The organism is Variovorax sp. RO1, assembly GCF_002849325.1.
Lineage (GTDB): Bacteria > Pseudomonadota > Gammaproteobacteria > Burkholderiales > Burkholderiaceae_C > Variovorax.
Map to the genome: position 1 here is coordinate 67,569 of NZ_PKMT01000001.1, position 15,095 is coordinate 82,663.

At 69.8% G+C, this 15,095-nt stretch carries 16 protein-coding genes; 8 read left to right on the top strand and 8 right to left on the bottom strand.

Going from position 1 to position 15,095, the window contains the following annotated elements; translation table 11 throughout:
- Positions 1–69 precede the first annotated feature (69 nt).
- Positions 70–864, top strand: a complete 795-nt coding sequence (locus CY658_RS00310) for a YecA/YgfB family protein (protein WP_101490143.1) — start codon at positions 70–72, stop codon at positions 862–864.
- A 94-nt stretch (positions 865–958) separates the two neighbouring features.
- Positions 959–2,146, top strand: a complete 1,188-nt coding sequence (locus CY658_RS00315) for an MFS transporter (RefSeq protein WP_101490144.1) — start codon at positions 959–961, stop codon at positions 2,144–2,146.
- On the opposite strand, the gene CY658_RS00320 is transcribed toward CY658_RS00315, so the two are convergent.
- The 4 genes from CY658_RS00320 to CY658_RS00335 are packed head-to-tail and all read right to left on the bottom strand — an operon-like array spanning position 2,136 to position 4,072.
- Positions 2,136–2,456 (bottom strand): GNAT family N-acetyltransferase, encoded by a 321-nt coding sequence (locus CY658_RS00320; RefSeq protein ID WP_101488372.1) that lies wholly within the window; start codon positions 2,454–2,456, stop codon positions 2,136–2,138. The genes CY658_RS00315 and CY658_RS00320 overlap by 11 nt on opposite strands.
- On the bottom strand, positions 2,453–2,950 hold the full coding sequence (locus CY658_RS00325) for a nuclear transport factor 2 family protein (RefSeq protein WP_101488373.1): 498 nt from the start codon (positions 2,948–2,950) through the stop codon (positions 2,453–2,455). The genes CY658_RS00320 and CY658_RS00325 overlap by 4 nt, the downstream gene beginning before the upstream one ends.
- Before the next feature lie 46 nt (positions 2,951–2,996).
- Entirely contained in the window at positions 2,997–3,512 is a 516-nt protein-coding gene (locus CY658_RS00330; RefSeq protein ID WP_257884580.1) for a CinA family protein, read from the bottom strand.
- 5 nt (positions 3,513–3,517) lie between these two features.
- Positions 3,518–4,072 carry a phosphatidylglycerophosphatase A family protein gene (locus CY658_RS00335; RefSeq protein WP_374221073.1) on the bottom strand — a complete coding sequence of 185 codons (555 nt, stop codon included), beginning with the start codon at positions 4,070–4,072 and terminating at the stop codon, positions 3,518–3,520.
- A 162-nt stretch (positions 4,073–4,234) separates the two neighbouring features.
- Here CY658_RS00335 and CY658_RS00340 point away from each other — a divergent pair, with 162 nt between their 5' ends.
- Positions 4,235–5,701 carry an MFS transporter gene (locus CY658_RS00340; RefSeq protein WP_101488375.1) on the top strand — a complete coding sequence of 489 codons (1,467 nt, stop codon included), beginning with the start codon at positions 4,235–4,237 and terminating at the stop codon, positions 5,699–5,701.
- On the opposite strand, the gene CY658_RS00345 is transcribed toward CY658_RS00340, so the two are convergent.
- Positions 5,698–7,410 (bottom strand): FAD-dependent oxidoreductase, encoded by a 1,713-nt coding sequence (locus CY658_RS00345; RefSeq protein WP_219589566.1) that lies wholly within the window; start codon positions 7,408–7,410, stop codon positions 5,698–5,700. The genes CY658_RS00340 and CY658_RS00345 overlap by 4 nt on opposite strands.
- A 25-nt stretch (positions 7,411–7,435) precedes the next feature.
- Complete coding sequence (locus CY658_RS00350) at positions 7,436–8,455, bottom strand: Bug family tripartite tricarboxylate transporter substrate binding protein (protein WP_101488376.1); 1,020 nt, start codon at positions 8,453–8,455, stop codon at positions 7,436–7,438.
- 99 nt (positions 8,456–8,554) lie between these two features.
- Here CY658_RS00350 and CY658_RS00355 point away from each other — a divergent pair, with 99 nt between their 5' ends.
- Together CY658_RS00355 and CY658_RS00360 are read left to right on the top strand one after the other, a co-directional pair.
- Entirely contained in the window at positions 8,555–9,454 is a 900-nt protein-coding gene (locus CY658_RS00355) for a LysR family transcriptional regulator (protein ID WP_101488377.1), read from the top strand.
- A gap of 126 nt (positions 9,455–9,580) precedes the next feature.
- The gene (locus CY658_RS00360) at positions 9,581–10,246 is read left to right on the top strand and encodes a DUF3053 family protein (RefSeq protein ID WP_225617116.1); all 666 of its coding nucleotides are present in this window, start codon (positions 9,581–9,583) and stop codon (positions 10,244–10,246) included.
- On the opposite strand, the gene thiL is transcribed toward CY658_RS00360, so the two are convergent.
- Positions 10,247–11,203, bottom strand: a complete 957-nt coding sequence (gene thiL / locus CY658_RS00365) for a thiamine-phosphate kinase (protein WP_101488379.1) — start codon at positions 11,201–11,203, stop codon at positions 10,247–10,249. It abuts the gene before it with no gap.
- Between the two features lie 138 nt (positions 11,204–11,341).
- Between thiL and CY658_RS00370 the strand changes: the two genes are divergently transcribed.
- Both CY658_RS00370 and CY658_RS00375 read left to right on the top strand, forming a co-directional pair.
- The gene (locus CY658_RS00370; RefSeq protein ID WP_101488380.1) at positions 11,342–12,487 is read left to right on the top strand and encodes a helix-turn-helix transcriptional regulator; all 1,146 of its coding nucleotides are present in this window, start codon (positions 11,342–11,344) and stop codon (positions 12,485–12,487) included.
- An 86-nt stretch (positions 12,488–12,573) separates the two neighbouring features.
- On the top strand, positions 12,574–13,359 hold the full coding sequence (locus CY658_RS00375; protein WP_101490147.1) for an SGNH/GDSL hydrolase family protein: 786 nt from the start codon (positions 12,574–12,576) through the stop codon (positions 13,357–13,359).
- A 13-nt stretch (positions 13,360–13,372) separates the two neighbouring features.
- Here the strand turns inward: CY658_RS00375 and CY658_RS00380 are convergent, their stop codons facing one another.
- Complete coding sequence (locus CY658_RS00380; protein WP_101488381.1) at positions 13,373–14,002, bottom strand: isochorismatase family protein; 630 nt, start codon at positions 14,000–14,002, stop codon at positions 13,373–13,375.
- Positions 14,003–14,110: 108 nt separating this feature from the next.
- Between CY658_RS00380 and CY658_RS00385 the strand changes: the two genes are divergently transcribed.
- Positions 14,111–15,088, top strand: coding sequence for a GlxA family transcriptional regulator (locus tag CY658_RS00385; protein ID WP_101488382.1), 978 nt, complete (start codon positions 14,111–14,113; stop codon positions 15,086–15,088).
- The last annotated feature ends 7 nt before the right edge of the window (positions 15,089–15,095 follow it).

A 15,095-nucleotide genomic window follows, 5' to 3' on the forward strand; every position in this document is an offset into this window, starting at 1 on the left:
AGTCATCAGATGTCGGCAGGAGCCTGCTGCATCATAGAGGGCTGCTCCCAACCTGCCATGACGCTTGCCATGACGACCACTCCAGACACCCCCGATACCCCTGACACCGCCCCGGCCACCCCTTCACAACCCCTGGGCCCCGACGACTTCGACGCCCTCGACACCGCGCTCGACGCCATGCGCGAGCACGACGAGGAAATTCCCCAGTGGGAGTTCTGCGAAGGCTTCATGGCCGCGCTGATCTGCACGCGCCGCCCCATCGACCCCACCGAATACTGGCCCGTGCTGCTGGGCGACAACTTCGTGCCGGCCCAGCACATGGAGTTCGTCTGGAACTGGAAGCGCCGCTGGCGCGAGATCGAGGAAGGCCTCGACGCTCCGGTCGAATCGCTCGAAGACGAGCGCAGCTGGCAGCCCGAAGTGCTCGACACGCGCGGCGCCATCGCCTCGCTGCCCGAGGAAGAGCGTGCCGAAATGGCCGGCGAAGAAATTCCCTCGTTCGCCCAGGTCTGGGCGCTCGGCTTCATGTACGCGGTCGAAAATTGGCCCGAAGACTGGGCCGCCCCGCGCGACAAGGAAGCCGCGCAGATGCTCGACGACGCGCTCGACAACCTCGTCGCGCTGACCGAGGACGACACCGCCAAGCCCACGCTGTCGATGTACGACGAGAACGGCCCACCGAGCGTGAGCCAGCAGCGCCTGGACGATTTCGGCGCCGCGATCTGGGCGGTGTACGACCTGCGCCAGCTCTGGAAGAGCCTGGGCCCGAAGGTCGAGACGATCCGCAAGGAAGCCGAACCCGGCCGCAACGACCCGTGCCCTTGCGGCAGTGGAAAAAAGTACAAGAAGTGCCACGGCGCATGAGCTCGCCTTTGTTCGCGATAGTCCCGGCATGAGTGCCGTCGCGCCGGTGCAGCGCTCTGCCGCGCAACCCCTGACGCCGCAGGCGGCATGGGTCATGGTCCTCGCGCTCTGCGCAGGGGTCGCGCTGAGCCAGGCCTTCCGCACCGTCGGCGCAATCATGGCAAGCCCGCTTCAAGCGGACTTTCACCTTTCGGCCCAAGCCCTCGGCATCTTCTCGGGGGCTTTTCACTTTGCGTTCGGCGCGATGCAGCTCTTCATGGGCATCGGCATCGACCTGCACGGCGTGCGCCGCACCGTACTCGTGGCCTTTCCCGTCGCGATCGCGGGCGCACTGCTGTCGGCCATGTCGTCGAGCTACCTCGTGCTGGTGGCCGGGCAGGCACTCATCGGCATCGGCTGCGCGCCGGCCTTCCTGGTGTGCACGGTGTTCATCGCACGGCACTTTCCGGCGGCGCGTTTCGCCACCGTGTCGGGCATGGTGCTGGCCATCGGCGGCCTGGGCATGCTCGCCACCGGCACGCCGCTGGCGTGGTTGGTGCAGGCGTACTCGTGGCGTGCGGGCTTCCTGGTGCTCGCCTTGGCGTCTGCATTGGCCTGGCTCGCGATCTGGCGCTGGGTGCACGAGCCCGCATCGGCGGTGCCGCAGAAGAAGGAGTCGATTCCCGCCGCGGTGCGCCAGTTCGGCGCGCTGTTCGCGATGCCGCACACGCTCGGCATCATGGTGCTGGGCGCGGTGACGTATGCGGCTTTCATCTCGCTGCGCGGGCTGTGGCTGGGCCCGCTGATGATGGAGCGCCACGGCTACTCGCTGGTGCAAAGCGGCAACGTCGCGCTCGTGGTGTCGGTGATCTCGTTGTTCGGCGCACCGCTGTTCGGCCGCTTCGACCGCGACGGTGCCGCGCGCCGCCGCTGGATCGTGGCCTGCGGCCTCGTCTACGCCGGCCTGTTCGCGCTCATCGCCGTGCTGCATTCCGCATGGCTCGACATCGCGGGCATGGTGCTCATCGGCGTGCTCTCGGGCTTCATCGTCTGGCAGTACGCCGACGTGCGCGTGGCCTACCCGGCCGCGCTCACCGGCCGCGCGATGGCGGTCTTCACCATGGCGATGTTCCTGGGCGTCGCGTTCATGCAGTGGGGCACGGGCGTGGCGGCCTCGGTGGCTGCGGCGCATGGCGGCGATCCGCTGACCGCTGTGCTGGCGGTCATTGCCGTGCTGCTGGTCGTCGGCATTGCAGCCTTCGCGTGGCTGCCCGCGCCGAAGGCGGCCTCCGTCAGATCTTGAAGGCGCGTTGAATGTCCGGCCGGACGAGGTCGGCGTACTCGCGGTGCTTGCGGATGTAGCCCGCGATGAACTGGCACACCGGAATCACATGCCGCCCGTTGGCGCGCGCCTCGTCGAGCACGTGCCTCGCAATGCCCGAGCCCACGCCCTTGCCTTCATGCTCGGGCAGCACCTCGGTGTGCGTGAACAGGATCGCGTCGGTCAGCAGGTTGTACTCGGCATAGGCCGCGAGCTTGCCGTCGAGCGCAGCCTCGTAGCGGTGCTGCGCTTCGTTGTTGGTGAAGGTGAGTGCGGTCGAAGTGGTGGTCATGAGGGTTGGCGTGCAAGAAAAGTGGCAAGGTTGGCGGCGGCCGTGGCGCGCACCTTGTTGCGCAGCATCGGCGTCCAGCCCAGCAGCAGGCCCGGCGTGCCCAGTGCCTGGCGCGACCAGGTCCAGAACGGAAAGCGGTCGCGGTGCGTGGCGATCAGGCCGTCGGGCGTGAAGGTGAAGCGCGCGTCGATGCTGTTGTCGACCAGCCGGCCGGTGGCGCTGAAGCGGTAGTGGGCGTCCCAGTGCGCGCTGCCCGTGCGGCCGTCGGCCTGCACGTCGCGCCAGCTCAGGCGCCACACGTCGGCGCCCTTGGCCTTGGTGGCGTCGCAGAGCATGCGCCACATGCCGCCGATCTCGCGCTGGCCGCGCAGCGAAAACGCCTCGTCGTCGAACACCGCGTCGGGTGCGTAGCAGGCGGCCATGGTGGCGGCGTCGAGTTGCGAGAACGCGCTGTAGAAGCGCTCGATGGTCGGGGCGTGGGTGGCTGCGGTCATGGGGCCTCGCGGTGGTGGTGTCGGATCATCGCCGGATGTGGCGGAATCAGCGCGGCAGCAGCTGGATCAGCGTCTGCAGCGCGTAGTGCACCGTGGCCGCGCGCACCGTGGCACGGTCGCCGTCGAAGCGGCGGCGCTCGGTGCGCACCTGCCCGTTGACCGACCAGCCGAACCACACGGTGCCCACGGGCTTGTCGGGCGAGCCGCCCGCCGGGCCGGCCACGCCGGTCACGGCCACGGCCGCGCGCGCCGGTGCGCCGCGGGCAATGGCGCCCTCGGCCATCGCGCGCGCCACGGGTTCGCTGACCGCGCCGTGGGCGTCGATGAGTGCGGCGTCCACGCCCAGCATCTCAGTCTTGGCGGCGTTCGAATACGTGACGAAGCCGCGCTCGAACCACACGCTGGAGCCTGCGAGGTCGGTGCAGGCGCCGGCGATCAGGCCGCCGGTGCAGCTTTCGGCGGTGGCCATCATCCAGCCCAGGGCCTGCAGCCGCTCGGCCAGCGTCGCGACGAGCGCGGGGGTGTCCTGTTCGGCCAATGCAGAGGAAGCGGAGGGTTCCATCGGGTTCACCATGCGCGCCACAGCGCAATGACCAGCAGCGTGCAGAAGGCCGCCACCAGGTCGTCCAGAAGAATGCCGAAGCCGGCGCGCCACCACTGCACGCGCGCGGGGTCGCGCGGCTTGAAGACGGCGTCGGCCCAGCCCACCGGGCCGGGCTTGGCGGCGTCGAAATAACGGAACAGCGCAAAGGCCACGACCTGCGCCCACAGGCCGGCCGGCGTCACCAGCCAGAGCACGAGCCAGAAGGCGACGATTTCGTCCCACACGATGGCGCCGGGGTCGGACACGTTCATGTTCCGCGCAGCCACCGTGCAGGCCCACCAGCCGATCGGCAGGCCGGCCAGGATGATCCAGCCGATGGTCGCGGGCGTGAACCACAGCTGCATCACCACGAAGGCGGCCCAGGCCCACAGCGTGCCCACGGTGCCGGGCGCGAAGGGCGACAACCCCGAGCCGAAGCCCAGCGCGATGAAGTGCGCGGGGTGCGAGAGCAGGAAGTGCAGGGTGGGGCGACGCATCGGGGGACGGGGCAGGGCGCCGGTAGCGGGAGAGGAATCCATCGAAGAAGAAGAGGAGGAAGAGGCAGCGTGCATCGGTCTTGAAGTGTCGCGCATCCCGCTCTACGCCTGCGCGCCGAAGTTTCTATTTATCAAAGCAATAGCTTGTTTAATTGAGGGGCGCCGCCTAGTATCCAGGCTCCTTTTGCGTTCTCCTTCGTTCCCATGTCGTCTTCCTCATCCTCTCTCGACGCTGCCGCCGTTGGCGCGCCGCCACCCACTGCCGCGTGGCGCGACCTGTTCAGCGGGCGCAACGGCTGGCGCGCGCTGGCGCTGACCGGCGGCGTCGCGCTGCACGCGGTCAACGTCCACATCGTGACCACCGTGCTGCCCTCGGTGGTGCGCGAGATCGGCGGGCTCGACTGGTACGCCTGGAGCACGACCTTGTTCGTGGTCGGCTCGATCCTCGGCGCCACGCTCTCGGTGCGGCTGCTGGCTGCGCGCGGGCCGCGCGGCGCCTGCCTCGTGGCACTGGCTGTGTTCACCGCCGGCTCGGTGGGCTGCGCGCTGGCGCCGGCCATGCCGTGGCTGCTCACGGGGCGCACGGTGCAGGGCCTGGGCGGCGGCCTGCTGGGGGCGCTGAGCTACGGGCTGATCCAGCGCGTGTTCGAACCCCGGCTCTGGCCGCGCGCGGTGGCCCTGGTGTCGGGCATGTGGGGCGTGGCCACGCTGTGCGGGCCGGCCGTGGGCGGGCTGTTCGCGCAGGCCGGCCACTGGCGCTGGGCCTTCTGGGCGCTGCTGCCGGTGGCGGCGGCGCAGGCCCTGCTGGTGACGGTGCAGCTGCGTCCCGCGGCGGGCATCCGGCATGACCGGCCGGCACAGCTGCCGCGCGTGCCGGCGCCGCAGATCGCGCTGCTGGCGCTGTCGGTGCTGGTGATTGCCGCCAGCGGCTTCTGGCCTGGCCTCGCGGGGCAGGCCGTGGGCGTGGCGCTGGGCCTGGCGATCGGTTTCGCCGCCACCCGCATCGACCGCCGCGCCGGCGCCGTGCGCCTGTTGCCGAGCGGCGCCTATGCGCTCGGCACGCCGCTGGGCGCCATCTACGCGAGCGTGGCGCTGCTGCTCATCGGCACCACCACCGAGATCTTCGTGCCCTACTTTCTGCAGCTGCTGCATGGCCACACGCCGCTCATGGCGGGCTACCTCACGGCGGCGATGGCGGGCGGATGGAGCATCGGCTCGCTGCTCTCGTCAGGCCGCAACGGCGCGGGCGCCGACCGCATGCTGCGCGCCGGGCCGGTGGTGTGCACAGCAGGCCTGCTGGCGCTTGCGTGGCTGCTGCCGACGCCGGGGGCGCTCGGCGCCAACGTCGAGACCACCCTCGTGGCCTTCGCGCTGGCGGCCGTCGGCTTCGGTGTGGGTATCGGCTGGCCGCACCTGTTGACGCGCGTGATGGCGCTGGCGCCGCGCGGCGAAGAAGGCTTGGCGTCGGCGTCGATCACCACCGTGCAGCTCTACGGCATGGCCGTCGGTGCGGCTGTGGCGGGGCTGGTGGCGAATGCTGCGGGGCTCACGGTGCCCGGCGGTGTGGAGGGTGCGCGCTCCGCTGCGATCTGGTTGTTCACGGTCTTCGCGCTGGCCCCTGCAGTCGCGGCCTGGCTGGCGTCGCGTGCGGTGGCGCTGCGCCAGCGTTAAGCCAGCACGCCTTCCCAGGCGAGCGCGCGACGGCGTCCGCGCTCGCGTCGCGATTCGCCGCGCAAGGTGGCGACGAGGTCGTACACATCCGCCGGCAGGTGCGCGCCACGCCACGCGATGTGCTGGTCGGCGCGGCACATCACGAGGCGGTGCGCATAGGCCTTGGGCAGGCTCGCGGTCTCGATGTCGAGCACCGTGAGCGGCATGCGGTACGCGGCGGCCGCGCGCTCCAGCGGGCGCACGTCCACGCTGCGGTCGAAGCGCAGCAGCGTGTAGCCCGGGCCGAAGGCGTCGTACAGCGAGCGCCCGTCGGCCAGCCAGAAATGCGGCGCGCGGCAGCCGGGCACGGTGGAGGGTGTGAACTCGCCCATCGAGTACGGCGGCGCACGGTGCTCGCCGTCGGGCACGATGATCGGTGAGCCGGTGTAGAAGTAGCCGAAGTTGAGCCCGCCACAGCAGAACTGCTGCACGTTGAGTGCATAGGCCTCGCGGCCGATGTCGGCACGCTGTGCGTCGCCTGCGGGGCCGGGCGCCTCGATGTCGGGCGGCACGGCGCGGCGCGCGCGGATCATTTTCTGCGCATGGTCCATCGCGAACTGCGACACCTGCTCGGTGATCGGCAGCCGCTCGGCCTCGTAGGCGTCGAGGATGGCCTCGTCGGCCCAGCCCTGCACGCAGGCGCCGAGCAGCCACGAGAGGTTGAGCGCGTCGGCAATGCCGGCGTTCATGCCGTAGCCCGCGTAGGGCACCCACAGGTGCGCGGCGTCGCCCGCGAGGAACACGCGGCCCTCGCGGAAGCGCGTGGCCACGAGGCGCCGGCCGATCCAGTCTTCCTTGCTGATGATGTCGTAGGGGAAGTCGGGCCCCACGCCCAGGATGTCGCGGATCGAGGTGTCGCGATCGACCGAATCGAACTCGGGCTCTTCGGCGTTCAGGTGGTTGTGCACCAGCCAGGTCTCGTGGCCGTCGATGGCGAACATCGTGCCGCAGCGGCGCGGGTTCATCGCGTAGTACGACCACGCGGGCTTGCCGGGAATCAGCTCGCGCAGCTGCGGCGCACGAATGAAGGTCGACTGCACGCGCTGAATGACGGCCGTGCCTTCGAGCTTCGCGCCGATCTGCTTGCGCACCGGCGAGCTGCCGCCGTCGCAGCCGACCATGTAGCGGCAGCGGATGCTGCGCGTGGCGCCGCTGTCCATGTCGGTGGCGAGGGCGCTCACGCCGTCGGCGTCCTGTGTGAAGCGCTCGAACTGCGTGCGGTTGAGCAGCGTCACGCCCGGCAGCGCGGCCGTGTGCTTCAGCAGAATCGGTTCGAGGTAGATCTGGTTGATGCGGTGCGGCGGCTCCGGCGTGGGCCACCACGCATCGGGGCCCTCGGTCTCGGTGTAGCGGTCGCGCCGGCACGGAATCGGAATGCGCGTGAGCTCGGTGCCCGTCACCGTGGTGCGGAACACCACGTCGTTCGGATGGTCGGCCGGCAGCCCCGCATCGCGCAGCTGCTGCGCCACGCCCAGGCGGCGGAACTGCTCCATGGTGCGCGAGGCCACGTGGTTGCACTTCACGTTCGGCGGCTCGGCAAAGCGGCGCGTCTCGCACAGGATCACGCGCACGCCGCGCGAGGCCAGGTCCATCGCCAGCGTGAGGCCCACGGGGCCGGCGCCGACGATCAGCACGTCGGCTTGCATCGGGGTGTCGGCAGTCGTCGTCATGTCTCTCTGTGGGCGTGTCTGTCGTTCAGTCGAGCTTGATGTGGGCGTCCTGGATCACCTGGGCCCACTTCTTCGTCTCGGCGCGGATGTAGCTGTCGAAGGCCTCGACCGAGCCCGGCGCGGGCTCCACGCCGAGCGCGCGCATCGCGGTCTTCACCTGTTCGTCGCCGAGCGCGGCGTTGAGCTCGGCATTGAGCCGCGCCACCACCGGCGCGGGCGTGCCGGCCGGTGCGACCACGCCGAACCAGCCGGTCGAGTCGTAGCCCGGCAGGCCGGCCTCGGCCACGGTCGGCACCTCGGGCAGCATCGGCAGGCGCTGCGGGCTGGTCACGGCAAAGGCGATCAGCTTGCCGGCGCGGATCTGCTGCAGCGACGACGGCAGGTCGACCACCGCGAGCGGGATCTGCCCGCCGAGCACGTCGAGCGCCGCCGGGCCCGAGCCGCGGTACGGCACCTCGACCAGCCGCGTGCCGGCCATCTGGTTGAACAGCGCCGCCGACAGGTGCATGGCCGTGCCGTTCCCGCCATGGCCGATCGACAGCGTGCCCGGCTTCGCCTTGGCCAGCGCGATGAGTTCGCGCTGCGTCTTCGCGGCCACCGACGGATGGCCGACCAGCACGAAGGGAATGGCCGCCAGCATGCCCACGGGCTTGAGGTCTTTCTGCGGATCGAAAGGCATCTGCGGGTACAGGCTCACGTTGGCCGCCAGCGCGCCCGCCGCGCCCACGCCCAACGTGTAGCCATCGCCCGGCGCCTTGGCGACCAGCGCGAGCCCCACGTTGCCGCCCGCGCCGGGGCGGTTGTCGACCACCACCTGCTGGCCGAGCTTCTCGTTCAAGCGCGGCACCAGCATGCGCACCACGCCGTCGGCGCTGCCGCCGGGCGGGAAAGTCACGACCATGCGGATCGGTTTGGTGGGGAAGTCGCCCGCGGGGGCTTGTGCGAGGGCCGGGCCGGCCAGCAGCAGCGAACCCGCCGCGCCCCACAGCAATCGCCTGCGTCGCTCACGAAACGCGCGCATGCCGCGGGCGATGGGTGCTGTCATTCGGGCCTCTCCTTGAATCCGGTGCTTTGATTGGGGATTGAACGATGGCAGGATTCATTCGTAAATCAAGAAATTCCGAATGATTTTTCAATTTTTCTGATGAATACGAACTTCAGTCCTACGATGCGCCAGCTGCGTGCGTTCCTCGCGGTCTACCAGCTGCGCAAGCTCGGCGCGGCGGCCACGCGGCTGTTCGTCACGCAGTCGGCCGTGAGCATGCTGATCCGCCAGCTCGAAGAAGGCCTGGGCACGCGCCTGTTCGACCGCACCACGCGCTCGCTCAAGCCCACGGCCGCAGCCGAGCAGATGGTTTCCACCGTCGAGCGCGTGCTGCGCGACGTCGATTCGCTGTCGGCCGATTTCCGCGAACTCGCCACGCTGGAACGCGGCCGCGTGACGCTCGCCATCACGCCCACGCTGGCAGGGTTTTTATTGCCCGATGCGCTGCGCGTCTTCGGCGAACAGCACCCGAAAGTTCGCCTGCTGGTGAACGACTGCGCGCCCGACCAGTTCCTGTCGCGCATCCTCGGCGAGCACGTCGACTTCGGCATCGGCACGCCCGAGCGGCCCGGCCCCGAGGTCGAGGTGCAGCGGCTCCTGCGTGACCACCTCGCGGTGGTGTGCCGCACCGACCATCCGCTGGCCAAGGCGCGCGTGGTGCGCTGGTCGGACCTGGGGCGCCACCCGGTCATCACCGTGCGCCCCGGCTACGGCGTGCGCCCGCTGATCGACGGCACGGCGGCAGAAGCCGGCGTGACGCTCGACGTGGTGAACGAGGTGTCGTTCCTGTCCACGGCGCTGTGGATGACGGCGGCCGGCATGGGCGCGTCGATCATGCCGTCGGCCTTTGCGCGCGCCGAGAAGAACCCGGTGCTCGTGGTGAAGGTGCTCAGCGCGCCGCGCGTGGCGCGCGACATTTCGATCGTCACCAAGCGCGGCCATTCGCTGTCGGCGGCGGCGCGGGCGTTCATCGAGGCGTTGAAGCAGAGCCTGCAGTAGCCGTGGGCGCGCACGGTTGGGAGGACTATCCTTCTGCCTTCTTTTTTCGTGTGAAAGCAGGTGCCCATGACAACAACAACCCGATCCCGTTTCTCTTCCGCATGGCTGTGCCTTGCATTCGGCCTGATGCTGTCGATGCTGCTCGTCGCCTGCGGCAACAAGGAGGCCGAACAGCGCACCGCCTTCATCACCTATCTGCAGACCCGTGTGCTCGACAAGCCCGGCTTGCGCGTGCCTACACCCACCGCCGAAGAGAAAGCCTCGTTCGGCGACTACGCGCAGCACTACGCGGTGATCACCGATTTCAACGAAGGCATGAACCAGTCGGTGAGCAAGCCGATGACGCAGATCATGGCCAAGGGCGCGCTGCGCTCGATGGCCGACCTGCCGGCACGCCGTGACGATCTCAAGGCCGCCAAGGAGGGCCTGGGCGGCTTGCGCACCGCGCTCGACCAGCAGTTGGCCAAGGCCGATGCGGCGCGCGCGCAACTCAAGCAGCCCGACGACCTGAAGCAGGTCTATGCCAAGGCCTACGAGAAGACCGTGACCACGCCCGCGACCACGTTCAAGGAGGTGTTCCCTCCGGTCGACGCCGTCTTCGACAGTGCGTTGGCCATCGCCGATTTCATGGAGAAGAACAAGTCGAAGCTTCAGGTCTCCGGCGCCACGCTCACCGTGACCGATCCGGCGGTGGCGGCGGAGCTCAACAAGATGGCGCAGCAACTGGGCAAACAGTCGGCTGCCATCAACGCCGCGCAGGACAAGATGCGCGCGGTGATGCGCGGCTCCTGATCAGACGAAGTGATCGAACGAGCCGAAGCGCTGTGACACCGGCGCGCCGCCCGCATCGACGATGCGCAGCCCCGCGTCCGCCTCGATGCGGCCGATGCGCGTCACGCGCGTGGCGCTGTTCACGCCGGCCTGCAGGACCGCATCGCATGCCGAGGCCGGCGCGGTGAACACCAGCTCGTAGTCGTCGCCGCCCGAGAGCGCGCAGGTGCGCAGCGCCTCGGCGGGCAGGCCGGTGGTGTCGACCGCGATCAGCGCGGTGGTTGCATCGGCGTCGAGCGTGGCGCCCACGCGGCTCGACGCGAGGATGTGGCCGAGGTCGCCGATGAGGCCGTCGCTCACGTCCACCGCCGACGTCGCGATGCCGCGCAGTGCTTGGCCCAGCGCCACGCGCGGCGTGGGCTGTTCCATGCGCGTGCGCGCTTGCGCGAAGGCGTCGGCGGGCAGGCTCAGCGTGCCGCGGAACACCTCGAGCGCCAGCCGCGCATCGCCGAGCGAGCCGCTCACCCACAGGTCGTCGCCCGCGCGCGCGCCCGAGCGCAGCAGCGCGGCGCCGGCCGGCACTTCGCCGAACACGGTGATGCAGATGTTGAGCGGGCCGCGCGTGGTGTCGCCGCCCACCAGCTCGCAGCCATGGGCGTCGGCCAGCGCGAACAGGCCGCGCGAAAAACCTTCGAGCCAGGGCTCGTCCACGCCGGGCAGTGCCAGCGCGAGCGTGAAGGCCAGCGGCTTCGCGCCGCAGGCGGCCAGGTCGCTGAGGTTCACGGCCAGCGCCTTGTAGCCGAGCCGGGCCGGCTCCACGGTCGACAGAAAGTGCCGCCCCTCCACCAGCATGTCGGAGGACACGGCGAGCTGCATGCCCGCGGCCGGCGCGAGCAAGGCGCAGTCGTCGCCCACGCCCAGCGGCGAGCGCGTGGCGGGACGTTTGAAATAGCGTGTGATCAGGTCGAATTCACCCATGGGTGCGAGAGCATAACGATCTGGCGCGGGGGCCGCTCGCCGCGGCGCCCACGGGAAATGGGGGCTGACACTGGAAGCATTTTGTAATACCGTGCAGCAAACGGATACGCCGAAAGTCCAAACAGGGAGGAGGTCGCCATGACAGCCATCGTGCAGGGAGGCGTGTCCGCTGAGGCAGACACCGACAAGGTCGTGGCCTTGCTGTACGACGGGATCACCTGTCCCGGCGACTGGTACGACGCGCTCGATGCCATGCGCGAAACGCTCGGCGCCGCCTGCTTCCACACGCTCACGGTGCGGCGCGCCGACTTCTCGGTGGTGGGCGCGGGGCTCGCCAACCTGGAGAGCCCGCCCGACAAGGTGCGCGAGTACGAACTGCACCATGCGCGCGACGACATCCGCATGCAGATGCCGGTGAAGGCCCCGCTGGGCACACCGGTGACCGACCACACCTACTTCGGCGCGCGTGCGTTGTCGCGCAGCCCGATCTATGTCGACTGGCTCGCGCCGCTCGGCCTGCGCCACACGCTTGCCATGGGGCTGCGCACCGACGATGACACGCGCGAAGTGCTCGGGTTCATCCGCCCCCGCGCCGAGGCGCCCTACGGCCCCGAGAGCGAGGCCTTCTGCCGGCGCTTGTCGCCGCACCTCGTGCGCGCCAGCGAGCTGCGCGCCCGCATGGCGCAACTGGGTGAGCACGCGGCGACCGGGCTGTCGGCGCTCGACGCGCTGCCGCAGGGCATCGCCGTGCTCGACGAGGCCTGCCGCATCGACCACCTGAATGCCCGCGCGACCGCGTGCGCAGGCCGCGGCGGCCTGTTCGACAGCGCGCAGGGGCGCCTGCGGCTCGCGTCGCCGGCGTTGCAGTCGGCCTTCGAACAGCGGGTGCGCGAGGCCTGTGCCGCGTCCGGCGGTGCGCGGGCCGGCGTGCTGCACCTGCCCGTGGCGGGCGGCGTGGTCCGCATCACCGTGCTGCCGCTGAAACCCTCGCACCCGCTGGCCGTGCTGCGCCAGCGCCACCGCGCGCTCGTGGTCTTCGCCCATCCGGCCGAGGCTGCCGCCACCGATCCGCGGCAGATGGAAAGCCTGCTCGGCCTGAGCCCGACCGAGGCGCGGCTCGCGCTGCTTATCGCGAGCGGCAAGACCGTGAAGGACTTTGCCGCCGCGCAGCACTGCTCCGAGCACACGGCGCGCAGCCACCTGCGCAACGTGATGCGCAAGACCGACTGCCACCGGCAGGCCGAACTGGTGTTGCTGGTGCAGTCGCTGCGGCTGGGCGGCTGAGCAGGGTCTACCGCGAACGAGGGATGGCGCCTCGCGGCGCTTGCGAGAACCATGGCGCCCGATACACCGACAACGAGGAGTTCGCCATGGCTGTCTACTGGGACGAGACCAAGATGCAGATGGGCCCGCACGGCACCGCGACGATCCTCGCGTTCGGCGATTCGTGGTTCTGGTACCCGCTGCCGGGCGGCTGCCTGCTGAACTACCTGGGCGATGTGGTCGGCGCGCGCGGCCATGTGATTCTGGCCAAGGGCATGAACGGCGCGGAAACGCACGACTACGTCGACGGCAAGTACCGCAACGCCGTGCGCGAGTCATTGCGCCTGTACGGCCCGACGCTGTCGGCGGTGTTCATCAGCGGCGGCGGCAACGACTTCGCAGGCTTCAACGACCTGCGCCCGCTGCTCAAGACCGACTGCTCCGCCGAGACGCTGGCCGCGCAGTGCTTTCGCAACGGCACGGGCGGCTTCGACCAGTTCCTTGTCGAGATGGACGAGCAGTACCGCGCGCTCATCGGCCTCATCTACACCCGCACGAGCGTCGACTGCCACATCGTCATGCACAGCTATGACTACGCCCCGCCCACCGGCGAGGCGCTGTTCGGGCGCGAAGGCTGGCTGCGCCCGGCACTGGTCGACGCGGGCGTGGTGCCCGAGCTGTTCAAGCCTTGTGTCGACCATCTCATCGACGGTTTCCACGGCATGCTGTTGAACATCGCCAAGGGCGACCCGCAGCATCTGCACGTGGTGGACAGCCGGGGCACGCTGGGCCCGAGCGACTGGGCCAACGAGCTGCACCCCAACGGCCGCGGCTTCAAGAAGATCGCGGTGGAGCGCTGGAAGCCCGTGCTGCAGCCGCTGAACTTAGCCTGACCTCTTGTGAAGTTCAGACGCCGCGCGCGCGGCGGTTGGACATGACCACGTTGTCCTTCTCGATCGCCGCGCCGCTCTTCAGCGCCGCAATCCAGGCTTCGGTCGTTGCCACAGCCGCGAAGTTGCTGTGGAACACGACGCTGAAGACGCGGTGGATTTCCTCGGCACTCACGCGGCCGGCCGCATTCTCGTAAGGCAGCGCGCCGGTGGCGTCCGACAGGAACTCCACGTTCAGTCCGCGGTGCATGGCTTCGAACACGGTGGAGGCGTCGCAGTTCTGCGTCATGTAGCCGGTCACGCTCAGCGTGTCGATTTCGTGGCGCGCGAGCCAGTCGGCGAAGTCGGTGCCGGTGAAGACGCTCGGGAAGGCCTTGGTGACCAGGTGGTCACGCGGGCGCTGGGCGATCTCGGGGTGCAGCTGGCCGTAGAAGTTGTCGGCCTGGAAGATCGGTGCGCCCTTCGGGGCGTGGTGCTGCACCACCACCACCGGCACGCCGGCCGCACGGGCTGCGTCCATGGCCTGCGCGATCTTCGGCAGCGAGCTCTCGACCGGCGGGTATTCGATCGGCAGGCCGCCGCCTTCGAAGTATTCGTTCTGCACGTCGATGACGACGAGGGCGCGGCGCGGTGCGGATTGGCTCATGGGGTCTCTCCTTCGGTGGTGGTTGTCGTGTGTGGAATGGCTCGATTCTTCATGCACCGCGGGTTTTGCGACAGTGGCCCGAAAGCCATTCATCGATAAGATCGGGCCATGCGTCAATCTGCTGCCGAAACCATTGCCGTCGTGGCCTTCGACGGCATCAGCCCCTTCCACCTCTCCGTGCCCTGCATGGTGTTCGGCGAAGACCGCACCGACACCGGCGCGCCGCGCTTTCGCGTGCAGGTCTGCGCGCCCGAGCCCGGGCCGCTCGCCACCAACGCGGGCTTCACGCTCGGGGTGCCGCACGGCCTGGAGGCGATCCGCCGCGCGCAGATCGTGGTGGTGCCGTCATGGCGCGACGACGGCCGGCCCGCGCCGCCCGCGCTCATCCGTGCGCTGCAGGCGGCGCACCGGCGCGGCGCCACCGTGGTCGGGCTGTGCCTGGGCGCCTTCGTGCTGGCCGAGGCCGGCCTGCTCGACGGGCGCCCCGCCACCACGCACTGGCACCTGGCCGCGGCTTTTGCCAAACAGTACCCGCAGGTCGTTCTGCAGCCCGAGGTGCTGTACGTGGACGACGGCGATGTGCTCACTTCGGCGGGCACGGCCGCGGGCATCGACTGCTGCCTGCATCTGCTGCGCGTGCGTTACGGCGCCGAGACCGCGAACCGCGCCGCGCGGCGCATGGTCGTCGCGCCGCACCGGCAGGGCGGTCAGGCGCAGTACATCCAGCAGCCCATGCCGGCGGCGGCCGAACGCGACCGGCTCACGCCGCTGCTCGAATGGCTGGGGCGGCATCTGCAGACGCCGCATGAACTCGATGAGCTCGCCAAGCGCGCGCTCATGAGCCGGCGCACCTTCACGCGGCGCTTTCGCGAATCGACGGGCACGACGGTCGGCCAGTGGCTGCAGAACCAGCGCCTGGCGCTGGCGCAGCGGCTGCTCGAAACGACAGACCGCTCCGTGGAGCGCGTGGCGGCCGATGCAGGCTTCGGCTCGGCCGTGCTGCTGCGCAAGCACTTCGCCACGGCATTCAAGGTGTCGCCGACGGTGTACCGCCGGCAGTTCTCGCAGGAGGCGGTGACGGCCTGACCGACGG